This window comes from Paenibacillus lignilyticus (assembly GCF_017942085.1).
GTDB classification, from domain to species: domain Bacteria; phylum Bacillota; class Bacilli; order Paenibacillales; family Paenibacillaceae; genus Paenibacillus_Z; species Paenibacillus_Z lignilyticus.
On sequence record NZ_JAGKSP010000005.1, the window covers coordinates 253,770 to 278,767 of the forward strand.

Annotated in this window: 21 protein-coding genes, 1 riboswitch and 1 other annotated feature; of the genes, 17 read left to right on the forward strand and 4 right to left on the reverse strand. The window is 47.7% G+C overall.

The window, feature by feature from the left end; genetic code table 11:
- Window positions 1–93 precede the first annotated feature (93 nt).
- Window positions 94–510 carry a DUF1801 domain-containing protein gene (locus tag I8J30_RS15110; protein WP_210658995.1) on the forward strand — a complete coding sequence of 139 codons (417 nt, stop codon included), beginning with the start codon at window positions 94–96 and terminating at the stop codon, window positions 508–510.
- On the opposite strand, the gene I8J30_RS34230 is transcribed toward I8J30_RS15110, so the two are convergent.
- The gene (locus tag I8J30_RS34230; protein ID WP_420831228.1) at window positions 467–919 is read right to left on the reverse strand and encodes a TetR-like C-terminal domain-containing protein; all 453 of its coding nucleotides are present in this window, start codon (window positions 917–919) and stop codon (window positions 467–469) included. The genes I8J30_RS15110 and I8J30_RS34230 overlap by 44 nt on opposite strands.
- Between I8J30_RS34230 and I8J30_RS15120 the strand changes: the two genes are divergently transcribed.
- The 4 genes from I8J30_RS15120 (at window position 913) to asd (ending at window position 4,865) form a co-directional block, all read left to right on the forward strand.
- Window positions 913–1,365 carry a DsbA family oxidoreductase gene (locus I8J30_RS15120; RefSeq protein ID WP_338044873.1) on the forward strand — a complete coding sequence of 151 codons (453 nt, stop codon included), beginning with the start codon at window positions 913–915 and terminating at the stop codon, window positions 1,363–1,365. The genes I8J30_RS34230 and I8J30_RS15120 overlap by 7 nt on opposite strands.
- Window positions 1,366–1,469: 104 nt before the next feature.
- A complete protein-coding gene (locus I8J30_RS15125) occupies window positions 1,470–2,072 on the forward strand; it encodes a histidine phosphatase family protein (protein WP_210659001.1) in 603 nt (200 codons plus the stop codon).
- Window positions 2,069–3,310, forward strand: coding sequence for a winged helix-turn-helix domain-containing protein (locus I8J30_RS15130; RefSeq protein ID WP_210659003.1), 1,242 nt, complete (start codon window positions 2,069–2,071; stop codon window positions 3,308–3,310). Before I8J30_RS15125 ends, I8J30_RS15130 begins: the two co-directional genes overlap by 4 nt.
- A 73-nt stretch (window positions 3,311–3,383) precedes the next feature.
- Window positions 3,384–3,646, forward strand: a binding site (T-box leader).
- Between the two features lie 133 nt (window positions 3,647–3,779).
- The gene (gene asd, locus I8J30_RS15135) at window positions 3,780–4,865 is read left to right on the forward strand and encodes an aspartate-semialdehyde dehydrogenase (protein WP_210659005.1); all 1,086 of its coding nucleotides are present in this window, start codon (window positions 3,780–3,782) and stop codon (window positions 4,863–4,865) included.
- 72 nt (window positions 4,866–4,937) lie between these two features.
- Here the strand turns inward: asd and I8J30_RS15140 are convergent, their stop codons facing one another.
- Together I8J30_RS15140 and I8J30_RS15145 are read right to left on the reverse strand one after the other, a co-directional pair.
- A complete protein-coding gene (locus I8J30_RS15140) occupies window positions 4,938–7,424 on the reverse strand; it encodes a hypothetical protein (RefSeq protein WP_210659007.1) in 2,487 nt (828 codons plus the stop codon).
- A 154-nt stretch (window positions 7,425–7,578) separates the two neighbouring features.
- Window positions 7,579–8,169: a YajG family lipoprotein gene (locus I8J30_RS15145; protein WP_210659009.1), complete on the reverse strand. Its 591-nt coding sequence runs from the start codon at window positions 8,167–8,169 to the stop codon at window positions 7,579–7,581.
- A 109-nt stretch (window positions 8,170–8,278) separates the two neighbouring features.
- Between I8J30_RS15145 and I8J30_RS15150 the strand changes: the two genes are divergently transcribed.
- The 5 genes from I8J30_RS15150 to I8J30_RS15170 all read left to right on the forward strand — a co-directional run bounded on the left by I8J30_RS15150 (window position 8,279) and on the right by I8J30_RS15170 (window position 11,744).
- Window positions 8,279–8,575, forward strand: coding sequence for a hypothetical protein (locus I8J30_RS15150; protein WP_210659011.1), 297 nt, complete (start codon window positions 8,279–8,281; stop codon window positions 8,573–8,575).
- Between the two features lie 145 nt (window positions 8,576–8,720).
- Complete coding sequence (locus I8J30_RS15155) at window positions 8,721–9,245, forward strand: GNAT family N-acetyltransferase (protein ID WP_240548084.1); 525 nt, start codon at window positions 8,721–8,723, stop codon at window positions 9,243–9,245.
- 23 nt (window positions 9,246–9,268) lie between these two features.
- Complete coding sequence (locus tag I8J30_RS15160) at window positions 9,269–10,249, forward strand: NAD(P)-dependent alcohol dehydrogenase (RefSeq protein WP_338044870.1); 981 nt, start codon at window positions 9,269–9,271, stop codon at window positions 10,247–10,249.
- A gap of 79 nt (window positions 10,250–10,328) precedes the next feature.
- On the forward strand, window positions 10,329–10,784 hold the full coding sequence (locus I8J30_RS15165) for a GNAT family N-acetyltransferase (protein WP_210659012.1): 456 nt from the start codon (window positions 10,329–10,331) through the stop codon (window positions 10,782–10,784).
- A gap of 33 nt (window positions 10,785–10,817) precedes the next feature.
- Window positions 10,818–11,744: a LysR family transcriptional regulator gene (locus tag I8J30_RS15170; protein WP_210659014.1), complete on the forward strand. Its 927-nt coding sequence runs from the start codon at window positions 10,818–10,820 to the stop codon at window positions 11,742–11,744.
- A 32-nt stretch (window positions 11,745–11,776) separates the two neighbouring features.
- On the opposite strand, the gene metE is transcribed toward I8J30_RS15170, so the two are convergent.
- Window positions 11,777–14,047 carry a 5-methyltetrahydropteroyltriglutamate--homocysteine S-methyltransferase gene (metE, locus tag I8J30_RS15175; protein ID WP_210659016.1) on the reverse strand — a complete coding sequence of 757 codons (2,271 nt, stop codon included), beginning with the start codon at window positions 14,045–14,047 and terminating at the stop codon, window positions 11,777–11,779.
- Window positions 14,048–14,214: 167 nt separating this feature from the next.
- Window positions 14,215–14,407: riboswitch (cobalamin riboswitch) on the forward strand.
- A gap of 140 nt (window positions 14,408–14,547) precedes the next feature.
- On the opposite strand from metE, the gene I8J30_RS34030 reads away from it, so the two are divergent.
- The 7 genes from I8J30_RS34030 to I8J30_RS33120 all read left to right on the forward strand — a co-directional run bounded on the left by I8J30_RS34030 (window position 14,548) and on the right by I8J30_RS33120 (window position 24,994).
- The gene (locus tag I8J30_RS34030) at window positions 14,548–16,200 is read left to right on the forward strand and encodes an S-layer homology domain-containing protein (RefSeq protein ID WP_210659018.1); all 1,653 of its coding nucleotides are present in this window, start codon (window positions 14,548–14,550) and stop codon (window positions 16,198–16,200) included.
- Window positions 16,201–16,321: 121 nt separating this feature from the next.
- Entirely contained in the window at window positions 16,322–20,053 is a 3,732-nt protein-coding gene (locus I8J30_RS34035; RefSeq protein WP_210659020.1) for an S-layer homology domain-containing protein, read from the forward strand.
- Between the two features lie 141 nt (window positions 20,054–20,194).
- Window positions 20,195–21,244: a selenide, water dikinase SelD gene (gene selD / locus I8J30_RS15190; RefSeq protein ID WP_210659022.1), complete on the forward strand. Its 1,050-nt coding sequence runs from the start codon at window positions 20,195–20,197 to the stop codon at window positions 21,242–21,244.
- A 14-nt stretch (window positions 21,245–21,258) separates the two neighbouring features.
- Window positions 21,259–22,287: a tRNA 2-selenouridine(34) synthase MnmH gene (mnmH, locus tag I8J30_RS15195; protein WP_210659024.1), complete on the forward strand. Its 1,029-nt coding sequence runs from the start codon at window positions 21,259–21,261 to the stop codon at window positions 22,285–22,287.
- 226 nt (window positions 22,288–22,513) lie between these two features.
- Window positions 22,514–23,389, forward strand: coding sequence for a cation diffusion facilitator family transporter (locus I8J30_RS15200; RefSeq protein WP_210659025.1), 876 nt, complete (start codon window positions 22,514–22,516; stop codon window positions 23,387–23,389).
- 157 nt (window positions 23,390–23,546) lie between these two features.
- Window positions 23,547–24,536, forward strand: a complete 990-nt coding sequence (locus I8J30_RS15205) for a serine hydrolase domain-containing protein (RefSeq protein ID WP_210659026.1) — start codon at window positions 23,547–23,549, stop codon at window positions 24,534–24,536.
- Window positions 24,533–24,994 carry an ecdysteroid 22-kinase family protein gene (locus I8J30_RS33120; protein WP_240548085.1) on the forward strand — a complete coding sequence of 154 codons (462 nt, stop codon included), beginning with the start codon at window positions 24,533–24,535 and terminating at the stop codon, window positions 24,992–24,994. The genes I8J30_RS15205 and I8J30_RS33120 overlap by 4 nt, the downstream gene beginning before the upstream one ends.
- Window positions 24,995–24,998 lie beyond the last annotated feature (4 nt).

Genomic DNA, 24,998 nt, shown 5'->3' on the forward strand with positions numbered 1-24,998 from the left:
AACATTCGTCGATTATAAGTAATCCACTTCGTTTATAATGGGAGGGAGGCCTTGTTTATCGGCCAAGCTTATGGCGGAGGGGAGATACGGTTCATGTACGAAACGAAAACCAAGGAGACGGATAAAAGCGTTCTGGAGTTTATCGAGAATGTGGAAAGTGCTGCGAAACGCGAGGATGCTTATAAGCTGCTGGATATTTTTACGGAAGAATCCGGATTTGAAGCGAGGATGTGGGGACCAAGCATTATTGGATTTGGTTCGTATCACTATAAATACGAATCCGGTCATGAGGGCGATGCGCCGTATGTGGGTTATTCTCCTCGTAAAGCTAAGATCAGCTTGTATTTTGCTCCGGATGACCCAGAGCGGGAAGAATTGCTGCAGCGATTAGGCAAACATTCGTCGGGAAAATCATGTGTCTACATCAATAAAATAGCCGACATTGATGTTCAGGTCATAAGAGAGCTTATCCAAAATACGCTCGCGTATGTGCGTGAAAGATATGAATGACTAATCCAACAGTATCGCAAGCAACCGCCGCATGCCGGTTAAGAGCCGCATACGGAGGTTGCATGTCATATTTATCTAACATGTCCCGTAACTCCCCGGCAACATGGAGCGGTGACAGGGGCATCTTGTTTAGGATCCACCATTCCACGACGCCGACATATGCGGATAACAGAAATTGAACAGATACCTCTTTGTTACCCTCCTCGATATTTCCGCTCGCTTTCAGTCGTTCCACTATTCCGGCTTTGACCAGTTGAATCAATTGTTCCCGAAAACAAGAAATACCTTTGTGAGTAAGGACGGTGTAATAAAACGAAAAATGAGCTTCAAAGTTAAGAAACATCTGCAAAAGGGAATGATCAAGATCAACTCTCTCTTCCGGAAGTTTGGATAGCAAGCAAAATATCATATTACCCAAAGTCCAATACGACAGATGCTCTGCGCGTGGCGATTTATGCGCAGGAACAGGGCAAGGCAGCGGAGTGGATGTCTACCGTTTATAAGGCTTATTTTACGGATGCCATGGATATCGGCGATCATGAGACGCTAGCCATGTTAGCGGGGGAGAGCGGTCTTGACACCGGCCTTGTTCTTACTATGTTATCCAGTGATCGATACAAGGATACGGTCAAAAAGGAACGTCAAAACGGGTCCAGAAGAGGAATTAGCGGAACGCCGTTTTATATTTTCAATGATAAATATGCGATTTCCGGAGTAAGAAGCAGCGATGCATTTCTCGAAGTGATGGAACAAGTCTGGAGAGAGGAGCATCCATTGCAAATGATTGACAAGGGGGCAAACGGAAGTTCCGAGGGCGGCATTTGCGGGGTAGACGGCATGTGCAACGTGACTTAATAATTACAAATTTAACCACATGACGATGTCATGTGGTATTCTTTTGTCTATATGAAAGTTGTTGTTGCTTGAATACAAAGTTCGAGGAAGGGGAGGCATCGCTTGTGACGCGAATTGGACTAATCAGACATGGGATAACGGACTGGAATGTGGAGGGACGGGCACAAGGTCAAAGCGATATCCCGCTCAATGAAACCGGTAGATTACAAGCGCTTGCACTAGCCGAGCGATTACGGAATGAGCCATGGGATATTATTTACTCAAGTGACCTGTCACGCGCCAAGGAAACAGCTGATATAGTGGCAGGGTTTATGGGATTGACGGTTCTAACGGATCGCCGCCTCAGGGAGATGTATAAAGGCGAGATGGAAGGCACGACGTTAACGGAACGAATACAGAAATGGGGAGAACGCTGGCTGGATTTAGCCCCTGGACAAGAAGATGACGACTCCATCATTAGTAGGGGAACTTCATTTATCTCAGAAGCTGCCGAAACTTATAGAGGAAAAAATATTCTGGTGATTAGTCATGGTGTTTTAATCGGCTCCACTATACAGCATTTAATCCCTTCCGTTGACACGAAGGTGCATATCGATAACACCTCTGTCACGACTATTACGCAGCGTGGTTCGATTTGGGAATGTGAATTGTTTAACTGCTCCAAGCACGCAGGTAGAATCGACAAGGAAGTGGAGGAATCGACATGACGCCAATCCAAACCACGAAACGAGCGCTTAGGCGGTTTTTACTGGAAAAACAGCTTTTGCTTGATTCGCAGCCGTCATCCATGAATGTTAATGCAACGATGCCGCAACGTGTGCTTGATGTAATCCGGCAGCTGGAATGTATTCAGATCGACCCGGTAGCTGCGGTACGTCCGAATCAGCACTTGGCTTTGTCCGCAAGAATTCCCGGATATGAGCCTGATGCGCTGAATGTACTGCTGAGCAGCAATGAGGTTTTCGAATACATGGCGAATGCGGCTTGTATCATCCCCATGAGCGATTACCCGTTTTTTGAACCTACAAGGCAGCGGTTGCGGGAAAACATTCAGCCTCATCTCGATCAAATTGCGCCTGTCGTTGAACAGGTACTGCAAAGATTGGAGATGGAAGGACCGCTGTCTGCAAAATCCTTCGATTCGAGCGAGCGCGTACACGGGTATTGGGATAACGTTAACGTCAACGCGAAGACGAAAGCCACCTCACATGCACTGAATTTGTTAACTGACGCGGCTCAAATACGCATAGTAGGAAGAGAAGGTAACCAGCGCAGGTTTCATCTCACCAGTCAAACTGTTCCTGCCCGGTTGATTCAGCAGGCGGAGAATATAGATGAACAGGTCGCTCTCGAAGCGATGCTGCTAAAGTATTTCCGGGCTTATCGCGTATTTGATGCAAGCGATCCTCGTTTAGGCTGGCAGCGACTGCGTGCCAGCGAGAGAAGAGAAACGATCGATTCCCACATTAGAGAGGGGATCGTGTCCCCGGTCGATGTAACGGGTTTGGACAAGCCCTATTACATCTTAGCTGAAGATATGGAGCGTCTTCTTGCCCATATTGATGAAGAACGTGAGCTTCCTCATTACGAAGAGGACGCGGATGCAACCGTACATTTCTTGCCGCCGCTCGACAACCTGTTATGGAGCCGAAAAAGGCTGACCGATTTATTCGAGTTCGATTATCGCTGGGAAATCTACACCCCTGCAGTCAAACGAACCTATGGCTACTATGCGATGCCGATCTTAGCGGGAGATCGATTCATTGGACGGATGGACCCGCGTCTGGATAAGAAACAAGGCCAATTGACGGTGGAGTACCTGCAAATTGACCCTGACATCGACTTCACCAAGAAGCTGAAAGATCAAGTTTACAGTTCACTAGAAGCGTTCGCTAAGGCTCATGGCGCGACTACCGTTTCCGTTGCCCGCCGTTCTTTTGAATAGTTTGCGATTTTTGAATTTTTTTTGAAAATATAGTTTACCTCGCCACGGTTATTTGATACTATAAACGAAATGTTAAAATGCGATGAAGAGACGAGTAAATAAAAGAAACCTTTCACAGAGAGCTCCGGCAGCTGCAAAGGAGTAAAGGGTTCATTATTGAAAAAAGACTCTGAGCAGCACATCGGCAACCTACTGCAGGGGATGGTGTGACAGGAGCTCCTGTTACAGAGCTAGAGTATAAACATGACGGGTTCATGTCGTACTCGAAGAGGCTGAAATGGCGACATGTCAGCGAATTTGGAGTGGTACCACGAGCGGATCAATCTCGTCTCCAAGACTTATTAAAGTCTTGGAGGTGGGATTTTTTTTATTGGTTCAGAGGAAACACCGCTCGTTTGCACGCATAAGGTACTCCAAATCAAACTTTACCGGAGTATGAGAAACCATTCTGAAGGGGATTGAATTGCTAATGACTAACAAACTAAGAGTCGGTATTGTCGGAGGAACAGGCATGGTCGGCCAGCGTTTTGTACAGCTGCTGGATCAGCACCCATGGTTTGAAGTAACGGCGATTGCTGCCAGCAGCAGCTCCGCTGGTAAAACATATGAAGAAGCGGTAAAAGGAAGATGGAAGCTGTCCGGTTCTATACCGGACGGAGTGAAACAAATCGTCGTTCAGGATGCTTCCCAAGTAGAAGAAGTCTCCGCTCACGTCGATTTTGTATTCTGCGCCGTGGATATGAAGAAAGATGAGATCAAAGCGCTGGAAGAAGCTTATGCCCGTACAGGCACGCCCGTTGTTTCCAATAACTCCGCTCATCGCTGGACGCCGGATGTTCCTATGGTCATTCCGGAAATTAACCCAAGCCATCTTGAAGTCATTGCGGCGCAAAGAAAACGTCTGGGCACTTCCAAGGGATTCATCGCGGTTAAGCCTAACTGCTCGATCCAAAGCTATGTACCGGCACTTCACGCATTGCTCGATTTCAAGCCTACTCAAGTAGTGGCTTCGACTTACCAAGCGATCTCCGGTGCCGGTAAAAACTTCACCGACTGGCCGGATATGTTAGATAATGTCATTCCGTACATTGGCGGCGAAGAAGAGAAAAGTGAGCAAGAACCGCTTCGCATCTGGGGAAGCGTTGAGAATGGCGAAATCGTGAAAGCGAGTGCTCCGCACATCACAACGCAATGTATCCGCGTTCCGGTAACGGATGGCCATCTGGCTACCGTATTCGCTTCGTTCGAGAATAAACCGGCGAAAGAAGAAATTCTTGCGCGCTGGAAGGCATATCAAGGACGTCCGCAAGAGCTTGGCCTGCCAAGTGCGCCGAAACAGTTCATCACGTATTTCGAAGAAGAGAACCGGCCGCAAACGAAGCTGGATCGTGATATCGAGAACGGTATGGGCGTTTCCGTCGGCAGATTGCGCGAGGATTCCCTCTACGATTATAAATTCGTAGGGTTGTCGCACAATACTCTGCGCGGTGCGGCGGGCGGTGCCGTTCTGATCGCTGAATTGCTGAAAGCAGAAGGTTACATTCAAGCCAAATAAATCGCAAAGTCACCATACAGAAACAGCAAGCACGCTGATGTGCTTGCTGTTTCTGCATATAGGATGCAAAGATCAGTTGTAGCTACGCAGTACGAAAGCAGGTTTGTTATCGACATCGACATCGATGGTCATAGCCTCATAATAACCATCTGTTATCGACCGTTGTATCGCCTCGGTTTGAAGATCGATCTTAATCACTTCGGTAACATATAAATTACGCCCGTCCTGATTGTCCTGTTCATGGGTATAGCGGTCATTTTGGTTATAATGCAGCAAGAAATACAGATTCCCATCATGCAGGTTGAGCTCTCCGAGATCGGCGTAATTTTGCCTGAACAGAGTACTTACGGATTCACGTTTCAGATTAATCTTCAATATGCGGTACCCTTGCAGAAGGTAGAGGGTATCGGATTGACTATCCAGGATGTATGAATTCTCGCCTTGTGTCGTACGATCGTAAATCCCATCAGGCGTAGAACGCGGGAATACGATGGTGCCCAGCCGTTTCCCTTTACGATCGAATCGTTCCAGACGTCGGTCAAGCAACACGATAATCTCATCCTGATGGGGAAATATCCGCACATGGGCCATCATGTTCTCGTTATCGCTTAAGTAGAAGGAGCGATATTGTTTCTTCTTGTCTTGCACCTGATACAAAGTACCGAGGAGGTAATACCAGGTGATTCCGCTATCCTTGTCGATATACCACTCTTGCTCATGAAAGTTGGGATAGTCCGCTTTGCTCAGCTTAGCAGTCGACTGATAGCTCTGCGATTTGACGTTGATCCGGTTCAAACCCCGATCAACGATCCAGGTAAGCGCAGTGGAAGCGATCTGCAGCTGTTTTCCTTTGAGCGTCAGCTTATAGGGAGTGGGAATGTAGATTACAGCCGTTATCTCCAGCCTGTCATTCAGCTTAATTACCCGTGATGCTTCCGTATCCGTAACAATCCAACTGCCTTGCCATCGCAAGAAATCCCGGACGCCGATTCCTCCGGCGGCTTCTCCAATCTTAACGGTCACCGTTACAGGCAGCTCGCCGATTTCCGTTAACGCTCCGGATTCGTATGCATAGAAATGACGATCAACCAATACGAACCAGCTGGAACCAATCTTACGGAATGTTTTGGCATAGCTATAATCTTCTTCGCGGTAGAGCTTATCTACTGCTTCGTGCAGATCCTCTGGTATAGCAGCATTCGTATTGTCTTCTTCGAAGGTCCATGCCAGTATCGGGTGACTGAATGTTGCGTAGGGCTTGCGATTCTCATTCTTGACGGTGAAATTCTGAAGTGGGGAAGCCCAGATGGAATCCGGCTTTGCGTTATCGGTATTAATGAGATCAGGCCAGGATAGGGAGATGATCTTGCCGTTATCTTCATAATCAACCTGCGACCCGCGAGAAGCGATCCAGGTGAGCCCCGTTGTTGGGAACTGCGTGAATGCAGGCGGGTATTTCGCAATCATATCGGATACAGATTCAGCTCCGGATTCGGCTTCGGAATCGCTTCGAACCTCTTCCGGGTACTGAAGGATTTCCAGTTTGTCAGGCCCGACATGAGTGAACGTACGGAAATTGAATGCTTGCCAATCTTGCTCCCATAGCCTTGGTTCAACCGGAAGCGGGCTGAGTTCATAGCTCAGGAATGACATGAATTCTTCACCGGCTTGGTTGCGGAAGAGTCCGATCAGCTGCGGGGTATCCTCCAAGAAAGGTATCCGTTTCACTTGCAGCAATTCATACCCGACATACCGTCTCACGAGATAGTAGGGGTCTTTGAAGTAGACAATGCTGCTTCCCTCATCCAGGAATGTGTAAACCGTCGGGCCTTCCGGTAACGGAAATACGCGATTGTTAGCTAATACTTGCGATTTAGGAATGATATCCGAGGTCTCGGGCACTGGAGCAGCGGTTGTTCCTCTATCGATGGTTTCCCAGCCGTCGTGCGAAGGGTCAAATACTTCCTCAGAGAAGCCTGATCCGTTGCGTACCTTCAGGAGGAACAGCCTTGGTTCCTCAGTAAGCCGGATCGACAATACTTCATGCGGCCCGAAGAAAAGGGTCGTATCCTCAATGACAACCGGCGCCGGCTCTATACGAATGGCGATCCACGCCCCGGTTGCGTTAGAAACCCCATCTTGAGCGCTATTCTCGGTAATCTGTGCTCCTATGAGCAGGTAATCTCCATTCAACCATGCTTCCAGCGGGAGGGCAGTTTTCCATTCATATAGGAGTTGCTTATCGGTTCCGTCTGTTGAGTAAAATAGTTGAAGCTCTTGCACGTAAATCATGGCTTGATCTTGCTTCCAGAGCACGCGAGCATCCTTCGAGTCGGCATTAAATTCGCCTTCAGAAGGCTTCCAATCCGAATTTACAGGGGGTGATGGGGATTGATTCTCGGCAACGTTTGCAGCGGTTGGAGTTGGGTCTACGATTGCCGTCTTCTCCGAAGGAGAACTCCTATCTTCCGATAGCCCATGAAAATAGAAAAATGCGATTGTTAGCAAAGAAAGTGCGATGAAGGTGATAATGATGAGCATACGACTTTGTGATTTCATATGGCCACACTCCTCAATACTACCCAAGTAATCTCAATGATTAGACGTCATTTGGTGGGAAAAGTTGCTAGTTTACCCGATCATTTTGAAGGGTTGATCTCACATTCAACAGCCAAAGAAAGAGAGTCGGTGCGACTCTCTTTCTTGACAAACATTATGATGGTCTCGTGAAAAGCTGATTGATCGTTTCCATCGCAAGATTGACATTGATTAAGGCCTGCTTAATCATCGCCTCGTCCATCACGGCTGACTGGCTACCTTGCTGTATCGGCTGTTTATAAGCGATTTGCTCCATGAGTTTATTGTTTTCCTCGATTCGAAATTCGGTTATCGCTTCAAGTGATTTCAGATGCTGTTCATACTTTTCACGATCAACGGACTTATATGGCGTACCATGTTCTAATGAAATCAAGGCATCCTCAAAGAAATACTTCATATAAATGACTATAGGGCCTGCCAACAGGTCTTTCATCGTTGCCAATTCTTCCTCCGTTGCGCCAACCTCATCTACCAGTTCCCAGAACTGCCGATGCGTTTCAGGGGTTAGATTGTTACGATTGCGCAATACCCGCGCAAGAATTTCTTGAAAAATGTCCTTCTGATGCTCAGTCATGTTCGCAGTAAGGGTCTTCTGCGGTTCTTCTGCGTCCGTAGTAGGTTGGTTTGTGTTCACAGTACAACCAACGAGCATAACGACGGCCAGTAAGGAAATGATCAGCTTTTTCAGATTGATCGACACTCCCATCGGGCAACAATGCTGTGGAATTGCATACGCAGATGTATATGCATAAAAATCCACTACAGCACAGGAATATTCATCGATTTATCACTTGATTTAGGAGGGCGGCGGGCACTTGAAAGTAAAATATGGACTAGTTTCATTGTTGATTGTGGTAATTGTTTTCTTGTTAACGGGATGTGTGCCCGGAGATGGGACGAATACGGTGAATCATCCTGCAGGCTTTTTCTGGGGGATCTGGCATGGCTGGGTTGCACCGATTTCCCTAATCATTGGCATCTTTAAGCCTCATATCCGAGTTTATGAAGCTCTGAATACAGGCTGGTGGTACGATGCAGGGTTCTACATCGCCGTTATCTGCGGGTTTGGCGGGATATCCTTCCGTCGACGGAAGAAAGTAAAACAGGATTAGTGTATGGTATAAGATGGGATGGTCGATATATTCGACTGTCCCATTATTTGGTATGATCTCATTAGGAATGAATGGATGAATGTTATAAGTTACATAATTTTAATTATGTAAACTAAATTACGGATTTCAGAGGAGGCTAACAGACATGATGGAAACGAAGCGTTTAATCATTAGAGATTTTATAGCTTCCGATTTGGAAGCTGTCCATGCGTATGCCTCAGATCCATTGGTCTGTACCCATACCATATGGGGGCCAAACACAATCGAAGATACACAGCATTATCTCAACAGTGTTATTGAAATGCAGGGACAGCAGCCGCGCATGGATTACGAGTTTGCAGTTGTTCTGAAGGAAAGCGGGGAATTGATCGGCGGTTGCGGCATGCATATCGGGAACCCTCTGCAAGCGGAGCTGGGCTATTGCTTCAATCGTGCATTCTGGGGCAACGGTTATGCCACGGAAGCGGCGGCTGCCTTATTGCAGCTGGGTTTCCGCGAGCATGGACTTCACCGCATGTATGCAACCTGCCGGCCGGATAACGTAGGCTCAGCTGCGGTGCTGCAACGAATCGGCATGAAATTCGAAGGTCATCTGAGAGAACATATGCGGCACAAAGGAAAGTGGCATGACTCCTATCAATATTCCATTTTAGAGTATGAATGGGCGTAAATCCGTATCGGACGGAGATGATCATGATGATGAAAGCAATCGTGTACACATCGTATGGGCAACCGGAAGTTTTATCCCTTCAGGAGGTACCCAAACCTACTCCTAAAGACAATGAAGTCCTTATTCAGGTTCATGCGGCATCCGTGAATTCTTGGGATTGGGATCTGCTTAGAGGCGTTCCGTATTTGGTTCGACTCGGAGGACTGCGGGGACCTAGATACCCTATTCTCGGAGCTGACGTGGCAGGACGAATAGTATCAGTTGGAAAGGAAATAAAGCAGCTGCGTGCAGGTGATGAGGTGTTCGGTGACATCTCGGGATGCAACTGGGGAGGTTTTGCAGAATATGTATGTGCGAGAGAAACAGCCTTATCGATTAAGCCGGACGGCATGTCATTCGAGGAAGCAGCAGCCTTACCGCAAGCAGCTGTTCTTGCTCTGCAGGGGCTTCGAAAAGGCGAGCTCCGAGAGGGTCACAAAGTACTCATTAATGGCGCCGGTGGAGGAGTGGGGACATTTGCACTTCAAATTGCAAAGTCATACGGTGCTGAAGTAACCGCTGTAGACCACGGGAGCAAATTAGAACTTTTACGTTCGCTTGGCGCGGACAAAGTCATTGATTATACGAAAGAAGATTTTACACATAATCGTCACCGGCGTTATGATCTGATTCTTGATGTTGCTGGTTTTCGCTCCATGTTCGATTACAAACGTGCATTAGCGCCTACAGGTATTTATGTCATGATTGGCGGTTCGACGCCTCGGATCCTTCAGTTAATCATTGTCGGGGCATGGGCGAAACGAACCGGAAACAAGAAAATGAATCTCTTACTGCACAAACCAAGCAGAGACGATCAAGATACCATCGGGAAGCTCTATGAAACCGGTCAAATCAAACCCGTTATTGATCGGAAATACCTTTTAAGCCAAACAGCCGATGCGCTGAAACGGCTCGGAGAAGGCAATGCGAAGGGGAAATTGATCATTCAGGTGATGGGGAAATGAGTTTTATACATATCGACTTCACTTAGCTGGGCTAGTATAATGAGTGGATAAAATCCTACAGACAGTGGAGTGTAGACCTATGGAAATTAGAATCGATGATCTTACGGGAGCCCAAATCATTGCGCTAATTGAGGAGCATGTTCAGAATATGGCTGAGCAATCTCCTGAAGAAAGCATGCATGCGCTGGACCTTGATGGACTTAAACAACCGGACATTACGTTCTGGAGCGCTTGGGATGGAGAGGAATTACTCGGCTGCGGCGCCATTAAGGAGCTGGATGCGGGGCATGGCGAGATTAAATCCATGCGGACTTCGGAGCGTCATTTGCGCAAAGGAGTTGCGAAGCGACTGCTTGAACATATGATCGCGGAAGCGAAGAAACGCGGGTATACACGGTTAAGTTTGGAGACGGGATCGCTGGAATCGTACAACCCTGCCAAGAGGCTTTATACCAATCTAGGGTTCGAAGAATGTGAGCCGTTCGCAGATTATGTAGTAGACCCTTACAGTGTTTTTATGACGAAAGCGTTATAAATATACAGTCGTACATCTGAAGGACTGATAATCATGACCTTGCAGCAATTAAAATATATTCTGGCTATCGTCAGCTGCGGCTCCATCAGTGAAGCGGCCAAACAGCTTTTTATTTCGCAGCCCAGCTTATCCAGCGCGGTTAAAGAATTGGAACAGGAGATCGGCTTAGACATTTTTTTGCGTACATCCAAGGGGATCGCGCTTTCCAACGAAGGGGCTGAATTTTTATCCTACGCCAGGCAGGTCGTGGAGCAAGCAGAGCTGCTTGAGCAGCGATATATGGATAAGAAACCTACCAAGAAACTATGCTCCATATCGACACAGCATTATGCTTTTGCCGTGCAAGCGTTCGTCAGTTTATTGAAGGATTTGAATACGAACGAATATGAATGTACGTTACGAGAAACCAGAACCTACGAAATTATTGAAGACGTACGGCATATGCGCAGCGAGATCGGCATTCTGTACCTCAGTGATTTCAACCGGAAGGTTATCGAGAAGATATTGAAAGAAAGCGGACTCCGATTCCATCCGCTGTTCGCAGCGGAACCGCATGTCTTTATCAGCACCGAGCATCCGCTTGCGGATAAGACGATGCTGGCGATTGAAGATTTGGACGAATTCCCGTGTCTTGCCTTCGAGCAAGGGGAGTATAATTCATTTCATTTCTCGGAGGAAATTCTAAGTACGCGGTCATACAAAAAGAAGATTATGGTGAGCGACCGGGCAACCTTGTTCAATCTTCTGATCGGTTTGAATGGGTATACGATCAGTTCCGGTGTACTTAATGAGGATTTGAACGGGGAAAACATTAAATCGGTGCGATTGCGCACGGATGAGAATATGCAGATCGGCTATATCACGAATAAGAAAGCCAATTTGAGCCGGCTCGCCACCGATTATGTCGGCAAGCTTGAAAGCATCATCACGGATTTTGGATACGCCATTCTAAAAGGATGAACTCATTTGAGTTCATCCTTTTCTTGTATCCATTACAGCGTCGCTCTGACTTCTTTCGCAGCTTGCACCAAATGACGCAGACTTTCCCATGTTTCGGTTACGCCGCGCGTCTTCAAACCGCAATCGGGATTAACCCATAGCTTCGTAACGTCGATCTTATCCAGCATGCGATGGAGCCCTTGCTTGAGTTCATCCACGCTTGGAATACGAGGGGAGTGAATATCGTAAACCCCTGGTCCGACTTCGGTTTGGAAACCGCAATCGTTGATGGCATCGATAATCGCAAGGTCCGACCGGGATGCTTCGAACGTAATGACGTCGGCGTCCATGGCATCGATATCGCGAATAATATCGCTGAATTGGCTGTAGCACATATGGGTGTGAATTTGCGTGTCTGCTTGTACGCCACTGTGCACCAAGCGGAAAGCAGGGATGGCCCAGCTTAAGTACTCCGATTTCCAATCCGACTTGCGCAGCGGCAACTTCTCTCTGAGTGCAGCTTCGTCGATCTGAATGATCTCGATATGATTCGCTTCCAAATCCAGCACTTCGTCTCGGATGGCCAGCGCGATCTGGAGGGCACTGTCTTTCAAGCTGATATCTTCGCGAGGGAAAGACCAATTAAGAATGGTTACCGGGCCGGTTAACATGCCTTTTACCGGTTTGCTGGTTAAGCTCTTCGCATAGGAAGAGTACTCGACTGTCATCGGTTTAGAGCGGCTAATATCTCCCCATACGATCGGCGGTTTTACGCATCTGGTCCCGTAGGATTGAACCCAAGCGTTTTCCGTGAAAATAAAGCCGTCCAAGCTCTCGCCGAAGTATTCAACCATATCGTTGCGCTCATATTCGCCATGGACCAGTACATCCAAACCAATGTCTTCTTGAAGCTTGATACATTCCGCAATCTTGTCGAAATTGAACTGTTTGTATTGCTCTTCGGTAATTGCGCCTTTCTTGAAGGAGAAGCGGTTCGCTCTTACTTCAGCTGTCTGCGGGAACGATCCGATGGTAGTCGTCGGAAGCGGAGGCAGCTTGAACTTATCGTTCTGTATGGCTTCGCGTTCGGCAAAAGCAGGCAGTCTTGTGAAGTCGGCGTCCGTTAACGCGGACGTTCTCGAAAGTACAGCCTCGTTACCTGCGAAACGAATGCCATCGAAGAGCTCTTCGTTCTGTAGATAGAGGTCGGATGCATAAGGATTCGCATGTCCCAAGATCGCTTTGAGCTCCGCAAATTCACGAAGCTTCTCTTCCGCGAATGCGAAGTGGCGTTTGTTGTTATCGGACAGCTTCGTTTCGTTCTGCAAGGAGTATGGCACGTGCAGTAAGGAGCAAGAAGAGCTAAGCACCAGCTGCTTCGCCAGCCCGTTCAACTCTTGCACGATTGCAAGCGTGCTTTTGTAGTTGTTTTTCCAAATATTCTTACCGTTTACGACACCGGCGAACAAGACTTTATCTGCCGAGAATCCGTTTTGGCGCACGAGCTCCAAGGATTGCTTTCCTTCAACGAAGTCGATTCCGATGCCATCGAATGGAAGGGCTTGAAGCGCTTGATAACAGTCGCGCACATCGCCGAAGTAGGTTTGAACAAGCACTTTGACATTGCCTTTGGCGGATAAAATTCGGGCATACAGCTTCGTGAACAGGGCAAGATCCTCTTGCGATAGATCTGTTACCAGCGCAGGCTCGTCCACTTGAACCCACTCAGCACCGAGCTCGTTAAGTTTGTTTAATACATCAGCATAGGCTGCAGCCGTTTCTTGAACGAAATCCCCAGCTTGTTTGACGCCGGTATATTTAGCGAGCTTGAGCAGCGTGAAGGCACCGATCAACACCGGTTTCGTTGTGATATGAAGCTGTTTCGCTTCCAAGAACTCATCAAACAGCTTCGTGCCCGCCAATTGAATGCTGGTGGAATCGTCAACTACAGGAACCATGTAGTGATAGTTCGTATTGAACCATTTTTTCATGGCCAGCGCTTTCACATCACCTTCCGAACCTTGGTAACCTCTCGCCATAGCGAAATACGTTTCCAGCGGGCTAAGACCTAGCGATTGATAGCGCTCCGGAATGATATTGAACAAACAAGCCGTATCAAGCAGGCCGTCGTAGAATGAAAAGTCGTTGGAGGGGATGAAGTCAATCCCATTCTCTTGCTGTCTTTTCCAGTGGTCGGCTCTTAGCTCAACGCCGGTTTGATGGAGTTCATAGATCGTAATGTCGCCTTTAAAATACTTCTCGGATGCGAATTTCAGCTCCCGCAATGATCCGACTCTTGGATAGCCAATAAGTGATGTTCTCAATGTCAATCTCTCCCTGCGCTGTGTGATGAGCTTATTATAGAGCGGGAAGTTTGCTATCGAAAAACACATAAATACTATGCCAGGGTATAGCTTTTTGCTATGGGTTTGGACCGCGAGTTGCTAATTTCATAGACAAAAGCGTCATTATTCTATAATATGAATAGCAATTGAATAGAACTAGTCAAGGTGCACGCTTACTGGATAAGCGCTGCTTAATAGGGAAGACCGGTGAAAATCCGGCGCGGTCCCGCCACTGTAAATGAAGAGCTGATCTGGGAATTGCCACTGGCCGACAGGCTGGGAAGGTATAGAGAAGCGTTGACGCATAGCCAGGAGACCTGCCTTGATTCGATTTCACACACTCTACGGATGATGGAGGCGGTGCTTTTTTTGTTGTCTTTTCTTTTAGTTGACGACGCCGGCAGCCCCTGATTCTTATATGAATCGGGGGCTTTTTGTTATGCATGCCACAGATTGCTGTGGAAGGAAGGAATGGTCGCGTGAGTGGCAGGTTATGCAATCGAATACGCTCTACATCTTTAATGTTGTTAATTATCTTAACCGGTTTGTCTTTGGCTTTGAACGCAGCTACTGCTGCCGCATCGGTATCCAGTAAGGATGTCGATAGTGCTGTTACGGATACGATTGCTTTCATGCTGTCTACGGTAAAGGAGCCACAGGTTGGATCAGTCGGCGGCGAGTGGGCCATTATCGGGCTTGCACGGTCCGGCTACACTGTGCCGCAGCACTATTATGACGACTATTACAGCCATGTTGAGCAAGTCGTCACGGCAAACAGAGGTGTTCTAAGCGAGAAGAAGTATACGGAGTATTCACGCTTAATCCTGGCACTTAGGGCAATCGGTGCAGATCCTGCAAATGTTGCCGGCTATAACTTGCTGATGCCTTTAGGCGATTACGACAAAACCGTCTGGCAAGGGATTAACGGTCCGATCTTTGCGCTGCTTGCGCTGGACAGCGGCAATTACGAGATTCCTTTCAACAAATCAGCCGTTACACACGCGACCAGAGAAATGTATATCGAAGACATTTTATCGCAGCAATTGAAGGATGGAGGTTTTGCGCTTTCCGGGTTAGCGGCAGATCCCGACATAACGGGCATGGCGATACAAGCTCTTGCCAAATATCAGAACCGAACAAGCGTAAAGGCTGCAATAGAGAAGGCGATTCAAACCCTATCTCGTCTCCAGGATGACGATGGCGGTTATGCAAGCCTAGGCGTAAAAAACGCTGAAAGCACCATACAAGTTCTCATGGCGTTATGTGAACTTAGCATTCCATTAGACGACAGCCGCTTCGCCAAGAACGGGAAAACGATTCTCGATCATTTGCTGACTTACTATTCCAAAGGACAGGGTTTCCGACACACCGCAGATGGAAGCGGAGTAACAGGCATGTCGACGGAGCAAGCGCTGTATGGACTTGTCAATTACCAGAGAACAGCAGCCGGGCGATCCAGCTTATACCGCATGAATGATGTTGTATCGCTGCTGTCCTCCAACCATCAAGCTGATGTTGGATTGCCGAATAAGCATAAAGATGTTCAAGTTATGCCGGTCGTTGAGCCCGGAAAGACCTTCTCCGATATTCGTGAGCATGCAAACAAGACTGCAATTGAAGCACTTGCAGCACGGGGGATTATCTCGGGGATTAACGCGACTACATTCGCGCCGAATCAATCCATGACAAGAGCTGAGTTTGCTGCCATTATGACGAAAGGTCTGGGGCTTAAACCGAAAGCGACAAATGCCTTCAAGGATATTACTCCTGCAAGCTGGTATTCAGGTGCTGTAGGTACAGCTTATACATACGGTATTGTGAAAGGAACATCGACTGCTGCATTTTCACCGGATCGCACAATATCGAAGCAGGAAGCAGCTGTAATGATTGCCAATGCGGCCAAGCTATGCGGAATGAATACGGCACTCAGCACCTTGGAGACGAGAGATATGTTAGCCCAATTCGGCGATTATACGAAGACGGCCGAGTGGGCTAGAGCTGCACTGGCATTCAACTACCGCGAGAACATTCTATCGCAGGATGCATGGAATATAGAACCATCGGCCGCAGCGAAACGCGCCGAAATGGCAGACATGCTGTACCGCATGCTTACCGCTGCGAAACTGTTATAGAACAGCGCTATTAAACTAAGAGAGAGAAGGCAATTTCATGCGTTCAAAGTTACTAAAATCATTTGCCCTTATCGTTTCATCCATGATGTTGCTATTATCAATCACTGCGGGAATCGGCCCTGTGAAGCCTGCTCGGGCTGCAGCTGCGTTTGACCTCGAAGCGACTATTGAAGCGGCATCGAGCTACTTCGAAAAAAGTGCTAATGGTGTTGGCTCGGACTGGAGTGCGATCGGACTGATAAAAGCGGGTAAACAGATACCCGATACCTATGCGCAATCATTAATTAATCGCGTTAAATATAGCCAAGGCAGTTTTGATCGCGTAACGGAATTAGAACGTACGATCATAGCCTTAACGGCTGCCGGCCAAGATGCAACCGATATTGCCGGAATTGATTTAATCGAGAAACTTTATATTAGCGAAAACATGACAAGCCAAGGCATTAATGGACCGATATTCGCGTTAATCGCGTTGGATGCCGGCCGCTATGAGGTTCAATCCGATGCAAGCTGGACAAGAGAAGCTATAATCGATGTCATTGCCGCTCGCCAAAATGCAGATGGGGGATTTTCACTAAGCGTCGGCAACAATAGTGACCCGGATATTACGGCAATGGCGTTAATCGCTCTTGCGCCTTACGGAGACAATGCAACCGTTAAGAGTATGGACTTGCTTGCAGATCTCACACATTGGCTGTCTGTGAATCAATCGCCGGAAGGCGGATATGTCGTTACATATGGAAAAGGGATGCCTTGGGAAAGCAGCGTCGATTCCAGCGAAAGCGTCTCGCAGGCGATCATCGGTTTGACTGCGTCCGGGATCGATCCAACCGGTCCGGATTATACGAAGAATGGGATTACACTGATCGACAAGCTCATGCAATTCCGCTTGCCAGACGGCACGTTCTCCCATACAGCTGACATGCTGGTCTCAAACGGAATGGCAACGGAGCAAGCCTTGCAAGCATTAGATGCTTACAAGCTATTGGGAGAGGGAAAAGGCGAACGGTTATATGATTTCACCGGCACATTGCCCGGACTGGAGCCAATCCCGGCTGCGCCTGTTAAGATCCGAATCGAAGGACCGGAACCGAATCAAACGTTTTCCGAAGGAACGGTAAACGCAGCTACCCCTTTAGAGGCATTAAAATCATTGTCGTCAGTAAGCGGACTCGAGCTCGAAATTTCTTCAAAATGGGGCATGCTGGCGCTTGAGATTGAACAGATTGCATACGATCATTATAATGGCGACTACGGCAACTGGGATTTTGCGATTCATCGAGGCAATGCTTGGTTGACGTCATCGGACGGTGCAATCGATCAGATTCCATTAAAGCCCTCGGACCAGCTTGTGATCTATTATAATAATTACGATACCGTTCCCATTGACTCGATCCAGGCGCTTCCAGAATCAGGTACATCGCTGAATGAAGATCATGCTTTCGACATCCGTGTCTACAAATTGAAAATGGACTACAGTACTTTTAAGCTAATTCCGGTTTTGGCAGAGGGTGTAAATGTCGATATCATCCGTGAGGGTGAAACGATCTCCACGCAGACGACTTCGGCTGAATGCACGGCGCGATTTGACGGGTTGCCTGCAGGAAGCTACACAGTATCCGTATCCCAATATATCCCTAACAGCGGGCCGGCGGTCGTACATACGACCATGCCGCTGGAAGTAAGAAGCGGAATACAGCCGATTGAACTGCCTTTACCAAGTGGAGATCAGCCAACGGTGACGATTCCGACCGATGATCGCCCGTATATTATCGGCATAGCCGATTCGGATTCGCAGAAGCAAATTGCCATCACGATTCCGGAAACAAATCAATCACTGGTGATGTTGAACTTGCCCCCAACTACTGACCTGCCGGCCATCGAGGCTAAGAAGGGAAGTGTAACATTCAGCATCCCGCAAGGGACGCAGCTCATTAGCGGAGACGGATCTTCCGTAGAACTGTTAACCTCTAAGAATAAGTCGGATTCCGTGCTGGTTAGTCGCATGCAAACCTTGATTTCCAGCGGTTCAGTTCTTGATCGACTGAATGAAGCGATTACGGTCGGTGGTGGAGCAGGCAGAATCGAATTCGACTCGTTCATTACACTGACCTTCGCAGGATTGAAAGGCAATCAGGCTGCGTATATCGAGCATGGATCTCCTCATGTGATCCAGCAATTCGCGAGCGACGGCGAGGGACTGGCTAGCGGGAAAGACGAGTATGCCTACGACAGCGGCAATGATCTGATTGTGAAGACGAAGCATTTTACGGACTACGTTGCTTTTACGACCAAAGCAGTGACAATTCCGGCGATACCAACGCCTCGCGTTACTGTATCCGTAGATAAGCTCACCATCAACAAAGGTTATGTACTGCAGAACACGAGCATTGAATTGCAACCGGGCGATACCGCATGGAGCGTGCTCAAGCGATCGCTCGATGCTAAGGGAATCAGCTATAAAACGGAATATTATGCTTCGTTCGGAAGTGTTTATGTGCAGGCTATCGATGGTGACGGAGAATTCGACCATGGAAGATATAGCGGTTGGATGTATAACGTGAACGGCCAATATCCTAGTTACGGCTCCAGCAGCTACACCCTGAAGAACGGCGATAAAGTCGAGTGGAGATATACGACCGATCTTGGTAAGGACTTAGGGGCCACAAGCAGCCAATGGCCGGATTTGTCGGAGGACACAACGACTATCGAAGTTTCTGCGCATAATCAGCAAGATCAGAGTATATCCATCACGCAAGCCATGAAGGACAAGGGGAAAGTTGTCATTCATATACCGGACATCACGTCTAAACTATTTTTGGATTTGAACGAGGTGCGCGGCAGCAGTCCTTCGATCCTCGCGGAGAGAGGGGACATTTCATTCGCCATGGATAAAGGAACCGCCATCCAATCCGGCAAATGGAAGTTTGAGTTGTTATCGAAATACGCTGCGGATGATTCCTACATGGTTAAGCTTGTAAATGACAGTCTTGCAAGTGGCAATAAGAAGCTGGCGACTCTAAGTCATGTAATCGGAATGGGCGGAGAGAAGGAGTCCTATATATTCGATCGTCCGGTCACGATTATTGTTAAAGGCGGCAAAGATCAAGCTGCCGGCTACATCGAAAATAATACGTTTACGCCGATTCCTGTTTACGATACCGAAGAACAAGGTGCTAAGGCGACGAAAGATGATAAGAAGCTCACCTATGCTTTTATTGTCGGAAACGACTTGGTTATCAAAACGAACCATTTTACCTCTTTCGTAACGTATTCGGTTGCAGGCCCTGCTTCAAACGTGGATCTGATCAAGCAATATTCGGACGCGAAGCAAATTGCACCATGGGCAACCGGCGCGGTCGAGGCGGCAACGAGCAAAGGTTTCGTTCAAGGCATCTCAGGCAAGCTAAATCCAAAAACAAAGATAACAAGAGCTGAGTTTGCTAAACTCATGGTCGAAGTTCTGGGATTGAATCTGACTTCCGTTGCAACCGACAACTTCACCGATGTTCCGCAGAACAAATGGTTTGCTGCCTATATAAATACCGCCTACAATGCAGGAATGATTGCGGGCTTTGAGAATCGGTTTCATCCGAATGAAACGATTACTCGCGAGCAGATGGCAGCAATAATAGTGAGGGCTTTGAAACTTAAACCATCTTTATCAACTGTGCCGCTCCTGGATCTAGAGCTGGTATCCCAATGGGCGCAAGCTGACGTTCAGACCGTTAGCGCACTCCAAATCATGCAAGGATCCGAAAACCGCTTTAACCCGGTCGATTCCGTTACAAGAGAGATGGCTATAGTCGTCGCGATGCGAGCTTATACGTACAAGCAGGAGAACAATTTATAGTCAAAACTATGGCAAGAGCGATTCGATCGCTCTTGCTTTTTATATAACACCGAACAGTTCCTGCCGAAGCTAATCATATTGCAATTTGGGCTTATGACGAGTACGATTTAAGTTATGCGAAGAAAGGATCGTGACGACACTATGAATAACTTCGAGAATATCAAATTAACTTCACTCTCCAGCAAGGGAGGCTGCGGCTGCAAAATTGGTCCGGCGGATCTGTCGGAGGTGCTGCATAATCTTCCAGCTGCCGAACCAAATCCCAATCTGCTGGTGGGATTAGATACGAGTGACGATGCCGGCGTCTATCGCTTGAGCAACGAGCTGGCGCTGGTGCAAACGGTCGATTTCTTCACTCCGATTGTGGACGATCCGTATGATTTTGGACAAATTGCTGCAGCGAACGCAATCAGTGATATTTATGCAATGGGAGGGAAGCCCTTAACGGTATTAAATATTGTCGCGTTTCCGATTTCCACATTAGACAAACGTATTCTATCCGAAATCTTGCGTGGGGCAGCGGATAAAGTGCTCGAAGCAGGAGCAACGCTGGTAGGCGGGCATTCCATTGATGACAAAGAGCCGAAATTCGGCCTTGCCGTCACAGGTCTCGTGCATCCGGACAAGGTACGTACCAATGCCGGCGCGAAACTAGGTGATAGCTTGATACTAACGAAGCCCATTGGAGTAGGCATCTTAACTACATCGATTAAGAAAGATCAGCTATCGATCGGGGAGACGAAGCGATTAACCAAAGTGATGGCTACTTTGAACAAAACAGCTGCAGAGATTATGGAGCTATACCCGGTACATGCGTGTACGGATGTGACAGGCTTCGGATTAATCGGACATGCGCTTGAGTTGGCTAAAGGCAGCAAAGTGACAGTTAAGCTTCATCATAGAAATGTTCCACTGCTGCCGAGAGTTCGAGAGCTGGCGGATAATGGATTTGTACCTGGCGGTACGAAGAATAACTACGCTCATGTGCAGCATGATGTCTCGTTCCCGGAAGAACTCGATCAGATCGGCCGTTGGATACTTTGTGACGCGGTTACTTCAGGTGGCCTGCTAATTTCTGTTGCCGGCGAACAAGCGGAAGCACTCTTGCAGGCACTACTGCTAGCTGGTGTAGAAGCGAGCATGATCGGTGAGATTACGGATGAGAGACCAGGACATATTATTGTAGATTAGAAGGGGAAGCCTATATGTTTCAAGACCTAAAGCTCCATGAGTTACTCGACTTGCGACAGCAGAAGAAAGTGGTAACGATTGATGTGAGATCGCCTTCCGAATTTGAGGATGCTACCATTCCAGGCAGCTTGAATATCCCTTTCTTCGATGATAACGAGCGAGCAGAGATCGGCACCATCTACAAGCAAGTTAGCATCCAAGCGGCAAAAGAACGAGGACTGGAGATTTTCTCCGCAAAGCTTCCTTCTTTTATTAAAGAATTCTCCCAGATTCCCGGCAAAAAGGCTGTCTTCTGCTGGAGAGGGGGGATGCGCAGCAAAACAACCGCCACGGTCTTGTCATTAATGGACATACATGTTAGCCGGTTGGAAGGCGGATACCGCGCGTTTCGACAAGGTGTAGTACAAGCGCTTGATGAGCTAGCCGTGTTACCGACTGCATATGTGCTGCATGGGAACACAGGTAGCGGGAAAACAGCTATTCTGCGTCGACTCCAACAATCGGGGTATCCCGTGCTGAATTTCGAGGAGCTGGCAGGGCATCGGGGTTCCGTATTCGGCAATATTGGGGTGAAGGCACATAATCAGAAGAAATTCGATGCTTCACTGGTCGATGAACTACTGAGTATTCGGCAAGCGCCATATCTGCTCTTCGAGGCGGAGAGTAAACGAATCGGTAAAGTCGTCATCCCCGAACAGCTGCTGCAGTTGAAAGAAGTGGGGCATCAAATATGGCTCGAAGTCCCGCTCGAAACGCGTGTTCAGCATATTTTGGAGGAGTACCGTCCTTGGGAGCATCAAGAAGCTTGTCTGAAATCGTTCCTCCAAATCAAATCACGCATCCATACTCCGGTTGCGGCTGAGATTGATCAGTGCTTGAAGGAAGAGAAGTATGACCGTGCCGTGGAATTGCTGCTTGTCTACTACTATGACCAACGCTATGCTCATACTGCATCCGGATATAATTCGGAGAACAAGACAATTATTGCAGCGCCATCTACCGAAGAGGCCGTTGAGGCAATCAAGCAATTGTTGCCTACATAGCAGCCAACCCATTCGGCAGAAAAATAAGTAATTCATGCTGTAAATAAATCCGTTTAAGTTGGCGGATTTATTTTTTTTTGCCTGTGGACGAACATTTTTCGCGAGGGCAACTCTATTTACTCGTCCCACTTTTTTGAGCCGCATGACAAAACGTTTCTCTAGACCCACATCGTGGTTGGCTGTTACGATAGGTCAACAAGCGCTAGAGGAAGGGATTTTTGCCGCAATGGAACAGCAAAAGTACGATCAATTGAAAATTGGAGAACGCGGTGCACTTATAAGTATAGTCGCGTACATCATTTTATCTTCATTAAAGCTTGCGATCGGTTATTGGACCGGATCTGAAGCGCTGCAGGCGGACGGTTTGAACAATGCAACGGACATCGCGGCTTCAATCGCCGTACTTATTGGACTGCGGCTTGCGCGCAAACCGGCAGATGATGATCATCCTTATGGTCACTGGAAATCGGAAACGATCTCTTCCATGCTCGCATCCTTTATTATGATGGTTGTCGGTTTGCAGGTTCTGTATCAATCGATAACGTCGATTTTTCAAGGCGGAGAGAAGTCCCCGGACTTGCTCGCGGCATGGGTAGGCATTTTCGCAGCGGTCGTCATGTATGGCGTGTATCGATATAACAAGAAACTGGCAACGCAAATTAACAGTCAAGCTGTTATGGCCGCAGCCAAAGATAATCTTTCGGATGCTTTCGTAAGTATGGGCACAGTCGTTGGCATCATCGGATCTCAATTTCATTTGGCGTGGCTTGACCCGCTTACCGCGATCATCGTAGGCATTATCATCTGTAAAACAGCATGGGAGATTTTCCGGGAAGCTTCACATCATCTCTCTGATGGGTTCAACGAAGAGACGATCCTCTCGTTTAAAGAAATTGTCATGAAGGTACAAGGCGTTGAGGACGTTCGGGATATTCGAGCCAGAAATTACGGCAGCAACGCAGTAGTCGACGTGACCTTGTTGATTAAGGCGGATATGGAGTTTCAAGAAGCTCATAATGTTGCGACACGCGTAGAGACGGAGTTGAAAAATTCATCGAACGACGTTTACGAAGTTCATGTGCATTATGAGCCGATTGAATAAGCAGCCAATAACATTTAGCCCGCAGCCGGTTGCTGCGGGTTTCTTTATTGCGCCATTTGGAAGATTTATGTAGCTTCCGAAAAGGTGATTATCACTTGGATGTAGAATTTTGTACATTCATGTAGAGGACTCTGAATGTAAAGGTGTGTGAGTGTCCATGGACGTCATGAAAACATGCAGCGCTTTCGATGAGCTTCATCGATACATGCTGGATATTCGAAATCAAATTTCAGCCTCGGCCGCATCGGTAGTCGTGATCCGCAATGAACAGATCATAAGCGAATATTATTCAGGTCATCATGATAAATTGACGAACGGTCGAATGATCGATGAACAATCACAATTCAATGTAGCATCCATTCGCAAAACTTATCTCGGATTCGCCATTAGTCTGGCCATGTACGAAGGGAAGATTAATGGCATTAATGATCATGTGTCCGACTATCTGGATGATCTGGACGAGAGCGTAATCAGTCAAACAACGATACGGCATCTCTTAACCCATACGCACGGCCTACAAGGCCCTATGAAAAGGCTGTTCCCACCGGGAACGGACTGGAAATACAACAACGCCGGCGTTAATTTGCTAATTCGGATTGTTGAGAAGGTCTTTAAACAGCCTCTTGCCGATGTCTTACACGAACGCGTATTTGAGCCATATGGATTCAAAGAGACTGGTTGGAGAAAAGAAAAGCATGATAAATTGGTGTGGCTTGATGAGAAGTATTTAAGCGATCGTGGCGGCGAGGCGAATTTATTCGTAAGCACAAGAGAGCTAGCCTACTGGGGACAGCTACATCTGTCCAAGGGCATGTATAAAGGGAAGCAAATCCTGCCTGCGGCACTGTTTGAACAAGTTGTTACCATCGCAACGCCGAGCCGTCTTGATGATTCATTACCTCGAAATGGTTTCTTCTGGTGGATACAGGACAAATCCCGTCCATTATCGGAACTTGGGAAGGAGCTCCCGAACGGTTCCTTCCAGTCGCTTGGTTTCTATGGTAATGCGGTATTGGCCATTCCCGCATATAACGCTGTGGCGGTTCGAATGCTTAACCAATTGGAGCCGAATCCACCCGGATATGATTATCTGCAGGACATTCAAGGCTTTGGCAATCTGGTCGCGAAATGTTTAGGTGAGCTATGAATACGAAACCTATTCTAGGAAGTATCGACGCTAATCGAGTTCGAGTTATTTCGAACCTCAGCTTACAAATTGATAATGGTTTATTACAAGAATGGCACTGTGAAACAATCAAAGCTGCCAGGCCTAATTTCGTGACCGGCGGCGTTTACCGGATTTCGGGATGTACGCGTATTGAAGGTGGAATCGACCGATCGTGGTCGCTCATGCTTAAAGTCATTCTCGCTGACCTTAATCGAAATGATCCGGCGCATTACAATTATTGGCGCCGTGAAATCGATGCTTACGAGTCAGGTTATTTACGCCATTTACCTGCAGGGATGAAGGCGCCGGAATGTTATGCCATAGAAGCAAATGACGATGGTTCCGTATGGCTCTGGCTGGAGGATATGACTCATGAGTCACGAGCATGGCAGTGGAGCGATTATGCATACGCTGCCACGAAGCTGGGAGAGTTTTAAGCCG